This is a genomic window from Enterobacter cloacae complex sp. SYL003 (assembly GCF_049236925.1).
Classification (GTDB): domain Bacteria; phylum Pseudomonadota; class Gammaproteobacteria; order Enterobacterales; family Enterobacteriaceae; genus Enterobacter; species Enterobacter intestinihominis.
Genome location: NZ_JBMKJK010000010.1, coordinates 157009 through 175323, shown reverse-complemented (window position 1 = coordinate 175323; position 18315 = coordinate 157009). Strand labels below are relative to the sequence as shown.

The following is an 18315-nucleotide window of genomic DNA, read 5'->3' as shown; positions in this document are numbered from 1 at the left end:
TTATATACAAACAAATATAACGATATATCGCAGGCGTTCCTAGCGCTAAATCGTACCCATTAATGCGTAAACTCAAGGAACGTTGTAAAAGATATCGGCGGGAGAGGAATAAACTTGAGAGCAAAACGCCCGGGCTGGCCGGGCGTTTTGGAGGAAATCATTGCTGCTTTTTAGGCTGGTCACGACGATGACCAATGTTCGAAAAGACGTTGAACACTTCACCCAGGCCGTAGATGGCACCGAGGATGATAGCCATCACTACTGGCACCATGATTACCGCGAATACCAGACTTTTCAACAACTCTAACATGGTTTTCTCCAGATCTTGTGAACGGCTTATTCTACCCTGAAAAGTAAGAAAAACATCCCCTTTTGTGCGGTGCGCTTTCCGCCCCCGGACATTTGGGTCACAATAACCTTTTTGCCGGGACATTGTTATGCAGGCCGAAATTCTCCTCACCCTCCGACTTCAGCAGAAGCTTTTCGCCGATCCGCGACGCATCGCCCTGTTAAAACAAATAGAACAAACTGGCTCGATTAGCCAGGGCGCCAAAAACGCTGGCATCAGCTATAAAAGCGCCTGGGATGCGATTAACGACATGAACACCCTGAGCGAACAAACGCTGGTAGAACGCGCCACCGGCGGAAAAGGCGGCGGCGGCGCCGTGTTGACGCGTTACGGGCAACGCCTGATCCAGCTCTATGACTTACTGGCGCAGATCCAGCAAAAAGCATTTGATGTGCTGAGCGATGACGACAACCTGCCGCTGGACAGCCTGCTGGGCGCCATCTCCCGTTTCTCTTTGCAGACCAGCGCCCGCAACCAATGGTTTGGTACGGTGACGGGGCGCGATCATTCGCAGGTGCAGGAGCATATTGAGATCCTGCTCGCGGACGGCACAACGCGCCTGAAAGCCGCCATCACCGCGCAAAGCGGTCAACGCCTCGGGCTGAACGAAGGTCAGGAAGTGCTGGTATTACTCAAAGCGCCCTGGATCAGCATCACGCTTAACCCTGAGCAGGCCGCCGAGGCCGACAACCAGCTACGCGGGCGTATCAGCCACATCGAGCGCGGCGCAGAACAGTGTGAAGTGCTGATGACCCTGCCGGATGGGCAGTCGCTCTGCGCCACCGTTCCGGTGAACGACGCGACCGAATTAGATGAAGGTGCTGTGGTGACCGCATATTTCAATGCAGACCGGGTAATTATCGCCACATTGTGCTAAGCGCATTGACAACCCCACCAACACTGAGTATCCCTGACATCTGTTGCTGCAAAAAATGGGATAACACATGTCATCATTGCATATTTCGCAAGGCACGTTTCGTCTTAGCGATACCCGTACCTTATCGCTGCCAGAGTTAACCCTTCGCCCCGGAGAAAGCTGGGCGTTTGTGGGCACGAACGGCAGCGGAAAATCGGCGCTGGCCCGCGCCCTGGCTGGCGAATTAACCCAGCTGAAGGGGGAGCGTCAGTGCACCTTTACCCGGCTGACGCGCCTTTCCTTTGAACAGCTGCAAAAGCTGGTCAGCGATGAGTGGCAGCGTAACAATACCGATTTGCTCAGCCCCGGCGAAGAAGATACCGGCCGCACGACGGCGGACATTATCCAGGATGAGATAAAAGATCCTGCCCGCTGTCAGCAGCTGGCGGAGCAATTTGGCATTACCGCCCTGCTTAACCGCCGCTTTAAATATCTCTCTACCGGCGAGACGCGCAAAACGCTGCTGTGTCAGGCGCTGATGAGCGAGCCGGAACTCCTGATTCTGGATGAACCGTTTGACGGACTGGATGTGCAGTCCCGTGCGCAGCTGGCAGCGTTGCTGGCGTCGCTTAACCAGCAGGGATACACCCTTGTGCTGGTCCTTAACCGCTTTGATGAGATCCCGGATTTCGTACATTACGCGGGCGTGCTGGCGGACTGTAGCCTGACCGAAACCGGCGAGAAAGCCGTACTGCTCCGGCAGGCGCTAATTGCACAGCTGGCCCACAGCGAGAAACTGGACGGTATTGCGCTGCCGGAGCCGGATGCCCCTTCGGCACGCCACGGGCTGGATCCTGACCAGCCGCGCATTGTGCTGCGCGATGGGGTGGTTGCTTACGACGATCGCCCTATTCTTAATCATCTCAGCTGGACGGTTAATCCTGGTGAGCACTGGCAGATCGTCGGCCCCAACGGGGCGGGTAAATCCACGCTGCTAAGCCTGATCACTGGCGATCACCCGCAGGGTTACAGCAACGATTTGACCCTCTTCGGCCGCCGCCGCGGCAGCGGGGAAACCATCTGGGATATCAAAAAGCATATCGGTTATGTTAGCAGCAGCCTGCATCTGGACTACCGGGTGAGCACTACGGTGCGAAACGTGATCCTCTCTGGCTTCTTCGATTCCATTGGTATTTATCAGGCGGTATCCGACAAGCAGCACAAGCTGGCGCAGCAGTGGCTGGATATTCTGGGTATGGACCACCGGGTAGCCGATGCGCCATTTCACAGCCTGTCGTGGGGGCAGCAGCGGCTGGCATTGATCGTCCGCGCGCTGGTTAAGCATCCTACGCTGCTGATTCTTGATGAACCGTTGCAGGGGCTGGATCCCCTCAACCGTCAGCTGATCCGCCGCTTTGTGGATGTCCTGATTAGCGAAGGTGAAACCCAGCTGCTGTTTGTCTCCCACCATGCTGAGGATGCCCCGTCCTGCATCACCCATCGGCTGGAATTTGTACCTGACGGCGAGCATTACCGCTACCTGCTGAGCAAAATCGATTAACGCGTGGAGGGCGCTGCCCTCCGCTTTTCAGACAACCTGCAACAATACATCTCTATCTCTTTGATCTACAATGCACTCAGTCTGTGAAAAAGCGCCTGTGAAAACCAGTGTAAACGATACCACTATTTTATCCCATGTCACACTTTTCGCGTCTCTGATATGCTATGGTTAATTCATACCATAAGCCTAATGGAGCGAAATATGCGAGTTCTGGTAACAGGTGGTAGCGGTTACATAGGAAGTCATACCTGCGTACAACTTCTGCAAAGCGGCCACGATGTCGTCATTCTTGATAACCTGTGCAACAGTAAGCGCAGCGTGCTGCCGGTCATTGAACGCCTTGCGGGTAAACAGCCGACTTTCGTGGAAGGCGATATCCGCAATGAAGCATTGATGACTGAAATCCTTCACGATCACGCGATTGAAACCGTTATCCACTTCGCGGGCCTGAAAGCGGTGGGCGAATCGGTAGCAAAACCGCTTGAGTACTACGACAACAACGTCAACGGTACCCTGCGTCTAATCTCCGCCATGCGTGCGGCGAACGTTAAAAACTTTATCTTCAGCTCTTCCGCGACCGTCTACGGCGATCAGCCAAAAATTCCTTACGTTGAAAGCTTCCCGACCGGTACGCCGCAAAGCCCGTATGGCAAAAGCAAGCTGATGGTAGAGCAGATCCTGACCGACCTGCAAAAAGCCCAGCCTGAGTGGAGCATCGCGCTGCTGCGCTACTTCAACCCGGTTGGCGCGCATCCGTCAGGCGACATGGGTGAAGATCCGCAGGGCATTCCAAATAACCTGATGCCGTATATCGCGCAGGTTGCCGTAGGGCGTCGCGACTCCCTGGCGATTTTTGGTAACGATTATCCCACCGAAGACGGCACCGGCGTGCGCGATTACATTCACGTGATGGATCTGGCCGACGGCCACGTGGCGGCGATGCAGCAGCTGGCGGATAAACCGGGCGTGCATATTTACAACCTCGGCGCCGGCGTCGGCAGCAGCGTGCTGGATGTGGTGAATGCCTTCAGTAAAGCCTGCGGCAAGCCAGTGAAGTATCACTTCGCGCCGCGTCGTGATGGCGACCTCCCGGCTTACTGGGCCGATGCCACCAAAGCGGATAAAGAGCTTAACTGGCGTGTTACCCGCACGCTTGATGAAATGGCACAGGATACCTGGCACTGGCAGTCACGCCATCCGCAGGGTTATCCGGATTAAGGATTTGTCATGACACAATTCAATCCCGTCGATCACCCGCATCGTCGTTTTAACCCGCTCAGCGGGCAATGGATTTTAGTTTCACCGCATCGCGCCAAGCGCCCCTGGCAGGGGGCGCAAGAGACGCCTGCCAAACAGTCGCTGCCGCAGCACGATCCGGACTGCTTCCTCTGTCCGGGCAACACGCGCGTGACGGGCGATACAAACCCGAACTACAAAGGCACCTTCGTTTTCACTAACGATTTTGCGGCGCTGATGACCGACACGCCGGACGCGCCGGAAAACAACGACCCGCTGATGCGCTGCGAAAGCGCCCGCGGCACCAGCCGCGTGATCTGCTTCTCTCCCGATCACAGCAAAACGCTGCCGGAGCTGAGCGTTGAGGCGCTGAAAGAGGTGGTCAGCACCTGGCAGGCGCAAACGGCGGAGCTGGGCCAGACCTATCCGTGGGTGCAGGTATTTGAAAATAAAGGCGCGGCGATGGGCTGCTCTAACCCGCATCCGCACGGCCAGATCTGGGCGAACAGCTTCCTGCCGAACGAAGCCGAACGTGAAGACCGGCTGCAAAAAGCCTATTTCGCCCAGAACGGTTCGCCGATGCTGGTGGATTACACCCAGCGTGAACTGGTGGACGGCAGCCGCACTGTGGTGGAAACCGAGCACTGGCTTGCGGTAGTCCCTTACTGGGCGGCGTGGCCGTTTGAAACGCTGCTGCTGCCAAAGGCCCATGTTCAGCGTATTACGGACCTCAGCGACGCCCAGCGAGACGACCTTGCCCTGGCGCTGAAAAAACTGACCAGCCGCTACGACAACCTGTTCCAGTGTTCCTTCCCCTACTCCATGGGCTGGCACGGTGCGCCGTTTAACGGCGAAGAGAATCAACACTGGCAGTTACATGCACACTTCTATCCGCCGCTGCTGCGTTCTGCGACGGTACGTAAATTCATGGTGGGCTATGAAATGCTGGCGGAAACCCAGCGCGACCTGACGGCGGAACAGGCGGCAGAACGCCTGCGTGCCGTTAGCGACGTCCATTACCGCGAATCAGGAGTCTAAAAATGAGTCTGAAAGATAAAACACAATCCCTGTTTGCAGAAAAATTTGGCTACCCTGCCACCCATATTATCCAGGCGCCAGGCCGCGTTAATCTGATCGGCGAGCACACCGACTATAACGACGGTTTTGTCCTGCCGTGTGCCATCGACTACCAGACGGTAATCGCCTGCGCGAAACGTTCAGATCGTAACGTGCGAGTGATCGCCGCGGATTACGGCAATGAAATTGACGAATTTTCCCTCGATGCGCCGATCGTGACCCACGACAGCCAGCAGTGGTCGAACTATGTTCGCGGCGTGGTGAAGCATCTTCTGAAGCGTAACAAGAATTTCGGCGGGGCCGATCTGGTGATCAGCGGCAACGTTCCGCAAGGGGCGGGATTAAGCTCTTCCGCATCGCTGGAAGTGGCGGTCGGCACCGTGTTCCAGCAGCTTTATCATCTGCCGCTGGACGGGGCGCAGATCGCCCTCAATGGTCAGGAAGCGGAAAACCAGTTCGTGGGCTGCAACTGCGGCATTATGGATCAGCTGATTTCCGCGCTGGGCAAGAAAGAACATGCTTTGCTGATTGACTGCCGCTCCCTCGGGACCAAAGCGGTTCCACTGCCAAAAGGTGCGGCTGTGGTGATCATCAACAGCAACTTCAAACGCACACTGGTGGGGAGCGAGTACAACACCCGCCGCGAGCAGTGTGAAACCGGCGCGCGCTTCTTCCAGCAGCCAGCCCTGCGTGATGTCTCACTTGACGAATTTAACAAGGTTGCCCACGAACTGGATCCGGTTGTCACGAAGCGCGTGCGTCACGTGCTGACGGAAAATGCCCGTACCGTAGAAGCCGCCTCCGCGCTGGCGAAAGGTGACCTGAAACGGATGGGCGAGCTGATGGCCGAATCGCATGCCTCCATGCGCGACGATTTCGAAATCACCGTGCCACAAATCGACACCCTGGTTGAAATTGTGAAAGCCACGATTGGCGACAAAGGCGGCGTGCGTATGACCGGGGGTGGATTTGGCGGCTGTGTCGTCGCCCTGGTGCCGGAAGAGCTGGTCCCTGCCATTCAGGACGCGGTGGCTAAACAGTACGAAGCCAAAACGGGCATCAAAGAAACTTTCTATGTCTGCAAAGCATCACAAGGAGCCGGACAGTGCTAAACGAAACACCTACTCTCGCACCGGATGGTCTGCCGTATCGCCTGTTGACCCTGCGCAACAGCGCCGGGATGGTGGTTACGCTGATGGACTGGGGCGCAACGTTACTTTCTGCCCGCGTACCAATGCCTGACGGCAGCGTGCGCGAAACCCTGCTCGGCTGCGCATCGCCCGAGCAGTATATCGAGCAGACCGCTTTTCTGGGCGCATCCATAGGCCGCTACGCCAACCGCATCGCCAGAAGCCGGTTTACGCTGGACGGCGTAACCTATTCCCTGCTTGCCAGCCAGGGTGAAAATCAGCTGCACGGCGGCCCCGAAGGGTTTGATAAACGTCGCTGGAAGATTGTGCAGCAAAATGACCGTGAGGTCTGGTTCTCTCTGGACTCCCTCGACGGAGACCAGGGCTTCCCGGGCAATCTCACCGCAACCGCGCGCTTTACCCTGACCGAAGATAATCGTATCGCCATTGAGTACCGCGCGATCGTCGACAAGCCGTGCCCGGTCAACCTGACTAACCACGCCTATTTCAACCTTGACGGCAATCAGACCGATGTCCGCAGCCACAAACTTCAGATCCTGGCGGACGCGTATCTGCCGGTCGATGAGATGGGGATCCCTTATCAGGGGCTGAAACCGGTAAGCGGTAATAGCTTTGATTTCCGTCAGCCGAAAACCATCGCCCAGGATTTCCTGAGTGATGACGATCAGCGCAAGGTGAAAGGCTACGACCACGCTTTCCTGTTGCAGGCGAAAGGCGATCTTTCTCAACCTGCCGCACAGGTCTGGTCTGCGGATGAGAAGTTACAGATGACGGTCTACACCACCGCCCCTGCCCTGCAGTTCTACTCCGGTAACTACCTGGAGGGGACCACGGCGCGTGAACATAACGACTACGCCGCCTGGCAAGGTCTGGCGCTGGAGAGCGAGTTCCTGCCGGACAGTCCTAACCATCCTGAATGGCCGCAGCCTGACTGTGTGCTGCGTCCGGGTGAAGAGTACGTAAGCGTCACAGAGTATCATTTCATTCCGCGCGCATAATGTCCGGCGGCGCTACGCGTGCACGGGCCTACGAATGTAGGCCGGATAAGCGAAGCGCCATCCGGCAAAAAGCCTGGCCCTCACCGCGAGGGCTTTTTTCCGCTCAGCTTGCTGAAAATAGCGGCGATCGCAGACAAAATCATAACCCTGGATTCACATGCATCTTACACTCTCGAACTATTTTCGCTATGGTTAGGGTTAAGCGTTGCTGCTGGCACAGTCACGGCAATATAATGAGAATTGTTATCATTCAAAATGCTTGAGGAGTAAGAAATGGCTAATACTAAGCTTGTCCTGGTGCGCCACGGCGAAAGCCAGTGGAACAACGAAAACCGCTTCACCGGTTGGTATGACGTTGATCTGTCCGAGAAAGGCGTGAGCGAAGCAAAAGCGGCAGGTAAACTGCTGAAAGAAGAAGGCTTCACCTTTGACTTTGCTTACACCTCTGTGCTGAAACGTGCCATCCATACCCTGTGGAACATTCTGGACGAGCTGGATCAGGCCTGGCTGCCGGTTGAGAAATCCTGGAAACTGAACGAGCGTCACTACGGTGCGCTGCAAGGTCTGAACAAAGCAGAAACCGCAGAAAAATACGGTGACGAGCAGGTTAAGCAGTGGCGTCGTGGTTTTGCGGTCACGCCTCCAGAGCTGAGCAAAGATGACGAGCGCTACCCGGGCCACGATCCGCGTTACGCGAAGCTGACTGAGGCTGAACTGCCGCAGACCGAAAGCCTGGCGCTGACCATCGACCGTGTTGTGCCTTACTGGAACGAAACCATTCTGCCACGCCTGAAAAGCGGCGAGCGCGTCATTATCGCTGCTCACGGTAACTCCCTGCGTGCGCTGGTGAAATACCTGGACAACATGGGTGAAGATGAAATCCTCGAGCTGAACATCCCTACCGGCGTGCCGCTGGTGTACGAGTTCGACGAAAACTTCAAGCCAGTTAAACATTACTACCTGGGTAACGCCGACGAAATCGCTGCAAAAGCGGCGGCCGTGGCGAACCAGGGTAAAGCGAAGTAATTTTCGCCGGACATAAAAAAAGCGTGGAGCAATCCACGCTTTTTTATTGCCCGCGATAAACTTAACCGCGACGCGCTTTTACCGCATCCGCCAGCTGACGCAGGATCGCATCGGTATCATCCCAGCCAATGCAGGCATCCGTCACGCTCTTACCGTAGACCAGCGGCTCGCTGCCCTCCAGATTCTGATTGCCTTCCACCAGATGGCTCTCAATCATCACCCCAATCACTGCGCGTTCACCGTTGGCGATTTGCTGACAAACGTCTGCACCAACTTCCATCTGCTTTTTGAACTGTTTGCTTGAGTTCGCATGGCTGAAATCGATCATGATCTGCGGCGCCAGTCCCGCTTTCTCCAGACCCGCCTTCACTTCCGCCACGTGTTTTGCGCTGTAGTTAGGCTCTTTACCGCCGCGCAGAATGATATGGCAATCGCCATTACCGCTGGTATTCACGATAGCCGAGTGGCCCCACTTAGTCACCGACAGGAAGCAGTGCGGCGCGCCAGCCGCATTGATGGCATCAATAGCGACTTTGATGGTGCCATCAGTGCCGTTTTTGAAACCCACCGGGCATGACAGGCCAGACGCCAGCTCACGGTGAACCTGCGATTCAGTCGTACGCGCACCAATAGCGCCCCAGCTCATCAGGTCAGCCAGATACTGCGGGGTGATCATATCGAGGAATTCTCCGGCAGCAGGCAGCCCGCTGTCGTTAATCTCCAGCAGCAGCTTACGCGCAATACGCAGGCCGTCGTTGATCTGGAAACTGTTGTCCATGTGCGGATCGTTGATCAACCCTTTCCAGCCCACGGTGGTACGCGGTTTTTCGAAATAAACGCGCATCACAATTTCCAGTTCGCCCTTCAGCTCTTCGCGCAGGGTGAGCAGACGTGACGCGTACTCTTTGGCCGCAGCAGGATCGTGAATGGAGCACGGTCCGATGACCACCAGAAGACGATCGTCGCTACCTTTCAGGATCTTGTGGATCGCCTTACGGGCATGAGACACCGTGTTGGCGGCATTTTCGGTGGCGGGGAATTTTTCAAGGAGCGCTACGGGAGGTAATAACTCATTGATCTCTTTAATGCGTAAATCGTCGTTCTGATAATTCATCTTCTTTCCGGCTCTGCCATATCTTTAGTAATGAAAGCAATGCTTTCAATCTAACTTGTCGGTCACGAAGTGTAAACGGGATTTTACACTTCGCGCAGATAATTCCTGGAATTCGCCTAAAATACGCAACAAAATAGCGAAAAATGAGATCTCGCCTAAGCTTTTTACTTGTAACGACTGTTTTTAAATACTTATACGCGATTCCATCCTGACATAATTCAGGAATCTGGGATCTTTCGCCACTGAACAAGATGCACTGTTGGAGAATGTTATCCAGCGTAACGATAAGAACAGGAGCACCATGATGAAAATGACGAAACTGACTACGCTTTTCCTGACGGCAACCCTTACCCTGGCAAGCGGTAGCGTACTGGCAGCCGATACAGGCTCCTCCGGCAGCAACGGCGACGCGAATGCCGCTGCCGAAGCGGGCCAGGTTGCGCCGGATGCAAAACAGAATATCGCGCCAAATAATGTTGATAACAGTAATATCAACACGGGCAATACCAACACCGGCGGTACGAATACCGGCACGATGAACCATGACGGTATGAGCACTGACGAAGTTCACAAAAACTCAATGTGTAAAGACGGGAAGTGCCCGGACCCGAATGACAAAGTGGGCAGCGATGCCAATCCCAAAACGGACGGTACTACCCAGTAACCTTCCGTAAGGTAAAAGAGGGAGAGCGAATGCTCTCCTTTTTTATTTAAGCTCTTAAAAACGCTACACTAAAAATAATAATAAATCAGGAACGATACCATGGCGCACTCCCACTCCCATTCCCACTCCACTGGCGATGAAAATGCCAAACGGCTTCTGCTGGCTTTTGGCGTCACTGCCACCTTTATGATTATTGAGGTGACAGGCGGACTGATCTCCGGATCGCTGGCGCTGCTGGCCGATGCCGGGCATATGCTGACCGACGCTGCCGCGCTCCTGTTTGCTCTGCTGGCCGTGCAGTTTGCACGTCGCCCTCCCAATGCCCGCCACACCTTTGGCTGGCTCAGACTCACCACACTTGCTGCGTTCGTGAATGCGATTGCACTGGTGGTTATTACCATTCTTATCGTCTGGGAGGCGTTTCAGCGCTTTCGTCATCCACAACCGGTAGCCGGAACGACGATGATGGTGATTGCTATTGCCGGGTTGGTCGCCAATATTCTGGCATTCTGGATATTGCACCGCGGCAGCAGCGAAAAAAATCTGAACGTACGGGCCGCGGCGCTTCACGTGCTGGGCGATCTGCTGGGTTCCGTAGGTGCCATCGTCGCCGCGCTGATCATTATGGGTACGGGCTGGACCCCCATCGACCCGATTCTTTCCGTGCTGGTATCGTGCCTTGTATTACGCAGTGCCTGGCGGCTGTTGAAAGAGAGCGTGAATGAACTGCTGGAAGGCGCTCCCACGTCGCTGGATATTGGCGAGCTAAAACGCAATCTGTGTCGTTCCATTCCTGAAGTCCGTAACGTTCACCACGTTCACGTCTGGCTGGTGGGTGAGAAACCGCTTATGACGCTGCACGTTCAGGTTATTCCGCCCCACGATCACGATGCGTTGCTTGAACGTATTCGGCACTTCCTTGAGCATCACTACGAAATTGCGCACTCCACCATCCAGATGGAGTATCAGCCCTGTAACGGGCCAGACTGTCACCTGAACGAGGCGCAGTCCGGCCACTCACACGAGCATCACCATTAGCGGGAAAGCGCACGAGAGCCACGCTCACGCGCGCTGTTGATCCACATGCGGCTACCGTTCAGGGCAATGACGGTCAGCAGCATATACTCCAGCGACATGGCATAAACGCCCTGACGGGCAAAAATCACCACGCTAATCACGTTGATGACCACCCACAGCAGCCAGTTTTCAACGTATTTACGGGTCATCAGGATCATTGCGGCAATTGACAGCACCATCATGCAGGAATCCCAGAACGGGAAGGCATCAGGCTGAAGCTCAGGCATCGTCACGTTTAATCCCAGACCCGACATGACCGAGACCGCCACGCGCGTCAGGAAGGCAAATACCGGGTCAATAAAGACGGTCATAAAGCCGATTGCCACCACGCAGGCCGCGAGCCAGGCAATGGCTTTTGGCAACGGCAGCCAGCGGATTTGCAGCTCCGCCTCCTGCTGACTGTTTTGCCGCGACCAGGCGTACCAGCCATAGATATTGGCCGCGAAGAAGAACAGCTGCAGAAGCAGGCTGGCGTAGAGCTGGATCTGGAAGAAGATGATCGCAAACAGCGTGACGTTTATCAGCCCGAACGCATAGTTACTGATCTTCTCAAGGCTGGCCAGCCAGATACAGAGTAAACCGGCCAGCGTACCTACCGCTTCAATCCACGACAGGTCATAGCCGCCCGCACCAATCGGAATATGAACCAGGATGTTCTGTGTGCTAAAAAAATCCATTTTTTCTCCGGGGCGTAATAAGTTAAGTACGTAGTGTAGCCGCAAAATCCAGCATACGGTTAAGCGGAATTAACGCGCCTTCGCGCAGGGCGGCGTCTACGTGGATCTCATGCGCTGCGCCACCGATCTCCAGCCCCTCCGCTATCGCCTTAAGTCCATTCATCGCCATCCACGGGCAGTGCGCGCAGCTTCGACAGGTCGCCCCTTCTCCGGCGGTTGGCGCTTCGAGCAGCTCTTTTTCTGGTACGGCCTGCTGCATTTTATAGAAGATACCGCGATCGGTCGCCACGATGAGCTGCTTATGCGGCAGGGTTTTTGCCGCGTTTATCAACTGGCTGGTTGAGCCGACGGCGTCCGCCATCTCAACAATCGACTGCGGCGACTCCGGATGCACCAGAATTGCGGCCTGCGGGTATAAGCGTTTCATCCTGGTCAGTGCCTGGGTCTTAAACTCGTCGTGAACAATACAGGCGCCCTGCCAGCACAGAACATCCGCACCGGTCTGTTTTTGTACGTAGTTTCCCAGGTGACGATCGGGCGCCCAGATGATTTTCTCCCCCAGGCTGTCCAGATGTTCAATCAGCTCAACGGCAATACTGGACGTTACTACCCAGTCTGCCCGGGCTTTCACCGCCGCAGACGTATTGGCATAGACCACCACGGTACGGTCAGGGTGGGCATCACAGAAGGCGGTGAACTCATCAATCGGGCAACCGAGGTCAAGAGAACATTCGGCATTCAGCGTAGGCATCAGAATCGTTTTTTCCGGGCTGAGGATTTTTGCCGTTTCACCCATAAAACGAACCCCCGCGACCAGCAGCGTGGAGGCTGAATGCTTAGCACCGAAACGCGCCATCTCCAGGGAGTCTGAGATACAGCCACCCGTCTCTTCCGCCAGCTGCTGAATTTCCGGGTCGGTGTAGTAATGCGCCACCATCACCGCATCACGCTCTTTAAGGAGGCGCTTGATTTTTTCACGATAGAACTGCTTCTCATCCCGGCTTAGCGGAGTTGGCTTCGGCGGGAAGGGATAGATTGCGGTTTCGGGATCAAACATCACACTCATTATGGCTTCTCGTTTTACTGGCTTAACAATATTGCCTTTGTTTTGCATGAGATAACAAAAATGAGGCAATGGTGTTTTATATACTAAACAAGATAGCGAATATGAGGGGGAATGTCATCGGGAAATGATGCCGGTAGCATTTGTCGGCTGGTGGCTTCGCCTTACCCGACCTACAAGGCACTGGCGAACGACAGATAGCAAAAAAGCGCCTTTAGGGCGCCTTTCTACACTGGTGGGTCGTGCAGGATGACTCGGCTTCGCCTCGCCCTTCGGGCCGTTGCTAAAGCAACGTTATCCTTCACGTGTAGTATCTGAGTAAGACATTAAAATTGGTGGGTCGTGCAGGATTCGAACCTGCGACCAATTGATTAAAAGTCAACTGCTCTACCAACTGAGCTAACGACCCCTTACGGGATGTACTTCAAATCTATTCAGGCTGGTGGGTCGTGCAGGATTCGAACCTGCGACCAATTGATTAAAAGTCAACTGCTCTACCAACTGAGCTAACGACCCATTCGGGTGTTGCCTGAATTATCACTCGGAACCAATAAAATTGGTGGGTCGTGCAGGATTCGAACCTGCGACCAATTGATTAAAAGTCAACTGCTCTACCAACTGAGCTAACGACCCGAGTGGTGGGTGATGACGGGCTCGAACCGCCGACCCCCTCCGTGTAAAGGAGATGCTCTACCAACTGAGCTAATCACCCACTCTGTACTGCCGGAACTGCTTTAAGTGGTGGGTCGTGCAGGATTCGAACCTGCGACCAATTGATTAAAAGTCAACTGCTCTACCAACTGAGCTAACGACCCACTTTTGCGCTGCTTTCACGTTGTTTGATATCCCGTGGCAACGGCGGCATATATTACTGATTTAAGAATTCTGCGCAACAAAAATTTCGATGAAGATCACTTAACTGCTTAGGAATCATGCTGCACGACCAGAAATAACGCGATTTCTGGTCATGCGATAATCAACCCATCGAACTCAAACGTTTTTGCGCTTGTTTGGCGCCGTCTGTACCCGGGAATTTCGCAACCACCTGCTGATAAACCGCTTTGGCTTTTGCAGTGTCGCCTTTGTCCTGCATGATCACGCCGACTTTATACATCGAATCAGGCGCTTTCGGTGATTTCGGGTAATTTTTCACCACAGAGGCAAAATAAAACGCCGCATCATCCTTTTTACCCTTGTTGTAATTCAACTGACCCAGCCAGTAGTTCGCATTTGGCTGATAAGTAGAATCAGGGTACTTCTTAACGAAGTTCTGAAACGCAACGATAGCATCGTCCTGGCGCGATTTGTCCTGTACCAGGGCAATGGCCGCGTTATAGTCCGTATTCGCGTCACCGCTCTGTACAGGCGCACCTGACGACGCGGAGGCATCTGCCGCAGGTGCAGGCGTCGCCGCACCGCTTTGATCGCCTGCTGCTGGCTGTGCTGCTGCTCCGCCGCTGTTCAGGCTATCCATCTGCAACAAAATTTGCTTCTGGCGCTCCACAACCTGATTAAGCTGATACTGGCTCTCCTGAATCTGACCACGAAGGGAATCAATATCATTCTGGTTATCGGAAAGCTGCTGCTGGAGTTGAGTTAAAAGTTGGCTGTGAGCGTTAGAAATACGCTCGAGTTGTGTAACCCGGTCTTCTACCGAGCCTGAGCCGACACTACTGATTGGTGCCTGAGCAAAAGCGGCCCAGGGGGCCGCTATTCCAACCAGTAACGACAGACTCATCAGATGATGTCTGAAGTTACTGCTCATGCAATTCTCTTAGTAAACGAGTACGGCACGACGGTTTTTGGAGTAAGCCGCTTCGTCGTGACCCAGTACTGCTGGTTTTTCTTTACCGTAAGAAACGATGGAGATCTGGTCAGCAGAAACGCCTTTACCCTGCAAATACATTTTAACAGCGTTTGCACGACGTTCACCCAGGGAGATGTTGTACTCCGGAGTACCACGTTCGTCCGCGTGACCTTCTACGGTGACTTTGTAAGACGGGTTGCTACGCAGGAAGTTTGCGTGCGCATCCAGCATCGCAGCGAAGTCAGAACGGATGTCGTATTTATCCAGATCGAAGTAAACGATGTTGTTCTGCTGTAACTGCTGCATCTGAAGACGCGCTTGCTCTTCAGAAGACATATTGCCATTGCCGTTAGCGTCCATACCGGTGCCGGCACCCATCATGCCTTCGCCGCTCTGGTCATTGCTTGCGTTCTTGTTAGAAGAACACGCTGCGATTGCCATAACAGGCAGAGCGATCATCAGCCCCTTCAGCACTTTGTTCAGTTGCATTTCTAAGATTCCTTTAGTAATCAATTAATTATTATTACAGATACGGCGACCAGGCAGGTGATTTTACCTGTCCATCAGTTGCCGGAAGACGCGCTTTGAAACGCCCATCTGTAGAAACCAGATTCAGCACGGATCCCATCCCCTGAGAAGAGCTGTAGATTACCATGGTGCCGTTAGGTGCCAGACTTGGCGTTTCATCCAGGAACGTTGACGACAGTATTTGTACGCCTCCCGTTACCAGATCTTGTTTGGCAATGTGCTGCTGACCACCCGCAGTGCTGACCATTACCATTGTTTTACCATCGGCACTGACGTCAGCATCCTGGTTCTGAGAACCTTCCCAGGTAATACGCTGCGCTGCTCCGCCGTTGATATTCACTTTATAAACTTGTGGACGACCCGCCTGGTCGGACGTAAAGGCCAGATTCTGGCTGTCCGGGAACCAGGTTGGTTCAGTGTTATTGCTACGACCATCCGTGACCTGACGGATCTGACCAGAACCAATATCCATTACGTACAGGTTCAGGCTACCGGTTTTAGACAGGGCAAACGCCAGTTTGGTACCGTCCGGAGAGAACGCAGGTGCACCGTTGTGACGTGGGAATGACGCAACCTGACGAACAGCACCGTTAGAGAGCGTCTGGATGACCAGCGCGGAGCGGCCGCTTTCGAAGGTCACATACGCCAGCTTTGAGCCGTCCGGAGACCATGCCGGAGACATCAGCGGCTGCGGTGAACGGTGTACGGTGAACTGGTTGTAACCATCGTAGTCAGAGACGCGCAGCTCATAAGGGAACTGGCCGCCGTTGGTCTGTACCACGTACGCGATACGGGTACGGAACGCACCTTTAATACCGGTCAGCTTCTCAAACACTTCGTCACTTGCCGTGTGGCCTGCGTAACGGAGCCACTGCTTGTTCACTTTATAAGTGTTTTGAGCCAGAACGGTACCCGGCGCACCGCCGGTATCCACCAGCTGATAAGCGACGTTATAGCCGCCGTCTGGCGCAGGGGTAACCTGCCCGACAACCACGGCATCAATACCCAGTGCAGACCATGCTGCAGGTTGAACTTCCTGCGCAGTACCCGGCTGCTGAGGCAGACGAGAACGATCTAAGGGGTTAAATTTACCGCTGTTACGCAGGTCAGCTGCAACAATGCCGCCAATATCTTCAGGCGCAGCGCCCGGGCCTGCCCACTGGAACGGAACGACACCAATCGGACGCGCCGAGTCCACCCCCTGGGTGATCTCGATACGTACTTCTGCGTGCAGTACAGCTGCCCACAGCATTAAAAAACTAACTGCTACACGTAATGCCTGCTTCATCATATCTCCCTTATCTGGGTAACCTTACCCACGATAATTTAGCAGAATGTTAACAAACCCAAATAGACAAAACTACTTATCCTGTTTACGACCATAGACTGTTTTTCATACTTCCGTTAGAAGAGTTGATTACAGCTTAAAGTCCAGTTTGGCATCTTTTATCCTTTCATAAACAGCCTCGCTAGGCGGTTTAGGAATGTTCGCCGATCTGGCTGCGGCCAGCGCAGCCTGACAGAGCGCAGGATCGCCCCCTTCAGACGTCACGCTTTTCAACCTGCCGTCTGGCGCAAGATTGATGTGCAGTACGCATTGCTTGCCCTGATACAGGCCTGCATCAAAGAGTCGGCTCTGAATCGCAACCTGGATCTGTTTGGCATAAGCACTGATATCTGCACCTGTTGCCCCACCGTTGGCTCCGGAGGTACCGCTGTCTTTTGACGGCTGTCCATTTCCTTTCGCCCCACCGCCCGTTTTCGGTGCATTCTTACCGGAACTCAGGTCGCCCAGCAGATCGTCAACTCCTGCGGCTGCGGCAGCTTTCTCAGCGGCAGCGGCCTTTTTAGCAGCGGCTTTTTCGGCTGCTGCTTTCTTATCGGCAGCGGCTTTCTCAGCTGCAGCTTTTTTATCAGCAGCGGCTTTTTCCGCAGCGGCGGCTTTTTCTGCCGCAGCTTTCTCAGCGGCAGCCGCTTTCTTCGCCGCTTCGGCGGCCGCTTTTTTCTCTGCTTCCTGGGCGGCTTTCTTCGCGGCTTCTGCTTCGGCTTTCTTCTGTGCGTCAGCAGCGGCTTTTTTCGCGGCTTCGGCTTCCGCTTTCTTCTTCGCATCAGCAGCGGCTTTCTTCGCGGCTTCTGCTTCGGCCTTCTTCTGCGCGTCAGCAGCGGCTTTTTTCGCTGCTTCTGCGGCTACTTTCGCCTGAGCATCTGCCTGCGCCTTAGCGTCTGCTGCGGCTTTGGCTGCCGCCTCCTCCGCCTGCTTCTGCTGTTCCTGCGCTTTCTTCGCTGCGGCTTCAGCCTGTTTCTGCTGCTCCGCCTGCTCTTTCGCCGCTTCCTGTGCCTGCAAACGCTCTTTCTCAAGCTGCTTCAGACGCTCCTGCTCGGCGGCCTGCTTTTCACGTAGCTCTTCCGCCTGCTGTTGCGCCTGTTTTTCACGCTGTTCTTCCGCACGTTTTGCACTCGCCTGCTGCTGTTGCTGGCGATTATAGTTCTGCACTACCGCACCGGGATCCACCATGACGGCGTCGATGGACGAGCCCCCACCGCCGCCTGATGCATCAAGGTGCTCATCGAACGAACTCCAGATCAGCGCTGCAAAAAGAATTACGTGCAGCACTGCGGAGACGATTATCGCTCGCTTAAGCTTGTCGTTCTGTTCGGTTGCCTTTGACACTATCGGTTCCCAAAAACTACGCAGATGATCAAATAGGCTGAGTCATTAAGCCAACTGACTTAACGCCCGCGCTATGTAGCAAGTTCAGCGCTTTGATAATTTCATCATATGGTACGTCTTTCGCACCACCGATTAAGAAGACCGTCTTCGGATTTGACTCCAGGCGTCGTTGCGCTTCAGCAATAACCTGCTCGGGCGGAAGCTGATCCATACGATCTTTCTCTACCACCACGCTGTACTGCCCTACGCCGGAAACCTCAATGATGACCGGAGGATCGTCATTGGTGCTTACCGCCTGTGATTCTGTCGCATCCGGCAGATCCACTTCCACGCTCTGGGTGATGATGGGCGCTGTCGCCATAAAGATCAGCAGCAGCACCAGCAGCACGTCCAGTAACGGAACGATATTGATTTCGGACTTGAGCTCGCGACGACCTCGTCCACGCGATCTGGCCATGGT

At 54.5% G+C, this 18315-nt stretch carries 18 protein-coding genes and 5 tRNA genes; 9 read left to right on the top strand and 14 right to left on the bottom strand.

Annotated elements, in window-relative coordinates; translation table 11 throughout:
- Positions 1-157: 157 nt before the first annotated feature.
- Positions 158-310, bottom strand: coding sequence for an AcrZ family multidrug efflux pump-associated protein (locus tag ACOT1A_RS14790; protein WP_003858549.1), 153 nt, complete (start codon positions 308-310; stop codon positions 158-160).
- 127 nt (positions 311-437) lie between these two features.
- Between ACOT1A_RS14790 and modE the strand changes: the two genes are divergently transcribed.
- The 7 genes from modE (at position 438) to gpmA (ending at position 8254) form a co-directional block, all read left to right on the top strand.
- A complete protein-coding gene (gene modE, locus ACOT1A_RS14785; RefSeq protein WP_022647484.1) occupies positions 438-1226 on the top strand; it encodes a molybdenum-dependent transcriptional regulator in 789 nt (262 codons plus the stop codon).
- A 67-nt stretch (positions 1227-1293) separates the two neighbouring features.
- Entirely contained in the window at positions 1294-2766 is a 1473-nt protein-coding gene (gene modF, locus ACOT1A_RS14780; protein WP_276170408.1) for a molybdate ABC transporter ATP-binding protein ModF, read from the top strand.
- Positions 2767-2967: 201 nt separating this feature from the next.
- Positions 2968-3984: a UDP-glucose 4-epimerase GalE gene (gene galE, locus ACOT1A_RS14775; protein ID WP_022647482.1), complete on the top strand. Its 1017-nt coding sequence runs from the start codon at positions 2968-2970 to the stop codon at positions 3982-3984.
- Between the two features lie 9 nt (positions 3985-3993).
- Complete coding sequence (galT, locus tag ACOT1A_RS14770; protein WP_276170409.1) at positions 3994-5040, top strand: galactose-1-phosphate uridylyltransferase; 1047 nt, start codon at positions 3994-3996, stop codon at positions 5038-5040.
- Positions 5041-5042: 2 nt separating this feature from the next.
- Positions 5043-6191 carry a galactokinase gene (gene galK / locus ACOT1A_RS14765; RefSeq protein WP_023305717.1) on the top strand — a complete coding sequence of 383 codons (1149 nt, stop codon included), beginning with the start codon at positions 5043-5045 and terminating at the stop codon, positions 6189-6191.
- Positions 6185-7228, top strand: coding sequence for a galactose-1-epimerase (gene galM, locus ACOT1A_RS14760; protein ID WP_023305716.1), 1044 nt, complete (start codon positions 6185-6187; stop codon positions 7226-7228). The genes galK and galM overlap by 7 nt, the downstream gene beginning before the upstream one ends.
- Before the next feature lie 273 nt (positions 7229-7501).
- Entirely contained in the window at positions 7502-8254 is a 753-nt protein-coding gene (gene gpmA, locus ACOT1A_RS14755) for a 2,3-diphosphoglycerate-dependent phosphoglycerate mutase (protein ID WP_003858562.1), read from the top strand.
- A gap of 61 nt (positions 8255-8315) precedes the next feature.
- Here the strand turns inward: gpmA and aroG are convergent, their stop codons facing one another.
- Positions 8316-9368, bottom strand: a complete 1053-nt coding sequence (gene aroG / locus ACOT1A_RS14750; RefSeq protein ID WP_022647478.1) for a 3-deoxy-7-phosphoheptulonate synthase AroG — start codon at positions 9366-9368, stop codon at positions 8316-8318.
- Positions 9369-9672: 304 nt separating this feature from the next.
- Here aroG and ACOT1A_RS14745 point away from each other — a divergent pair, with 304 nt between their 5' ends.
- Positions 9673-10032, top strand: a complete 360-nt coding sequence (locus tag ACOT1A_RS14745) for a protein YbgS (protein WP_023305715.1) — start codon at positions 9673-9675, stop codon at positions 10030-10032.
- A 99-nt stretch (positions 10033-10131) separates the two neighbouring features.
- Positions 10132-11070 (top strand): CDF family zinc transporter ZitB, encoded by a 939-nt coding sequence (zitB, locus tag ACOT1A_RS14740; protein ID WP_022647476.1) that lies wholly within the window; start codon positions 10132-10134, stop codon positions 11068-11070.
- Here zitB and pnuC read toward each other — a convergent pair.
- From pnuC to tolR, 12 genes are all read right to left on the bottom strand, one after another.
- On the bottom strand, positions 11067-11786 hold the full coding sequence (gene pnuC / locus ACOT1A_RS14735; RefSeq protein ID WP_022647475.1) for a nicotinamide riboside transporter PnuC: 720 nt from the start codon (positions 11784-11786) through the stop codon (positions 11067-11069). The two genes, zitB and pnuC, sit on opposite strands and share 4 nt — an antisense overlap.
- 22 nt (positions 11787-11808) lie before the next feature.
- On the bottom strand, positions 11809-12852 hold the full coding sequence (nadA, locus tag ACOT1A_RS14730) for a quinolinate synthase NadA (RefSeq protein ID WP_105322561.1): 1044 nt from the start codon (positions 12850-12852) through the stop codon (positions 11809-11811).
- 330 nt (positions 12853-13182) lie between these two features.
- Positions 13183-13258: transfer RNA gene (locus ACOT1A_RS14725), tRNA-Lys, on the bottom strand.
- 31 nt (positions 13259-13289) lie between these two features.
- Positions 13290-13365: transfer RNA gene (locus tag ACOT1A_RS14720), tRNA-Lys, on the bottom strand.
- 41 nt (positions 13366-13406) lie between these two features.
- Positions 13407-13482, bottom strand: a tRNA-Lys gene (locus tag ACOT1A_RS14715).
- Between the two features lie 3 nt (positions 13483-13485).
- A tRNA-Val gene (locus ACOT1A_RS14710) sits at positions 13486-13561 on the bottom strand.
- Positions 13562-13588: 27 nt separating this feature from the next.
- Positions 13589-13664 (bottom strand) — tRNA-Lys (locus ACOT1A_RS14705).
- A gap of 161 nt (positions 13665-13825) precedes the next feature.
- The gene (gene cpoB, locus ACOT1A_RS14700) at positions 13826-14614 is read right to left on the bottom strand and encodes a cell division protein CpoB (RefSeq protein WP_023299617.1); all 789 of its coding nucleotides are present in this window, start codon (positions 14612-14614) and stop codon (positions 13826-13828) included.
- A 9-nt stretch (positions 14615-14623) separates the two neighbouring features.
- Positions 14624-15145, bottom strand: coding sequence for a peptidoglycan-associated lipoprotein Pal (gene pal, locus ACOT1A_RS14695; protein ID WP_003858578.1), 522 nt, complete (start codon positions 15143-15145; stop codon positions 14624-14626).
- A gap of 34 nt (positions 15146-15179) precedes the next feature.
- Entirely contained in the window at positions 15180-16472 is a 1293-nt protein-coding gene (gene tolB / locus ACOT1A_RS14690; protein ID WP_023305712.1) for a Tol-Pal system beta propeller repeat protein TolB, read from the bottom strand.
- Between the two features lie 129 nt (positions 16473-16601).
- Entirely contained in the window at positions 16602-17855 is a 1254-nt protein-coding gene (tolA, locus tag ACOT1A_RS14685; RefSeq protein ID WP_063926394.1) for a cell envelope integrity protein TolA, read from the bottom strand.
- A 28-nt stretch (positions 17856-17883) separates the two neighbouring features.
- The gene (tolR, locus tag ACOT1A_RS14680) at positions 17884-18312 is read right to left on the bottom strand and encodes a colicin uptake protein TolR (RefSeq protein ID WP_003858589.1); all 429 of its coding nucleotides are present in this window, start codon (positions 18310-18312) and stop codon (positions 17884-17886) included.
- Positions 18313-18315: the final 3 nt, after the last annotated feature.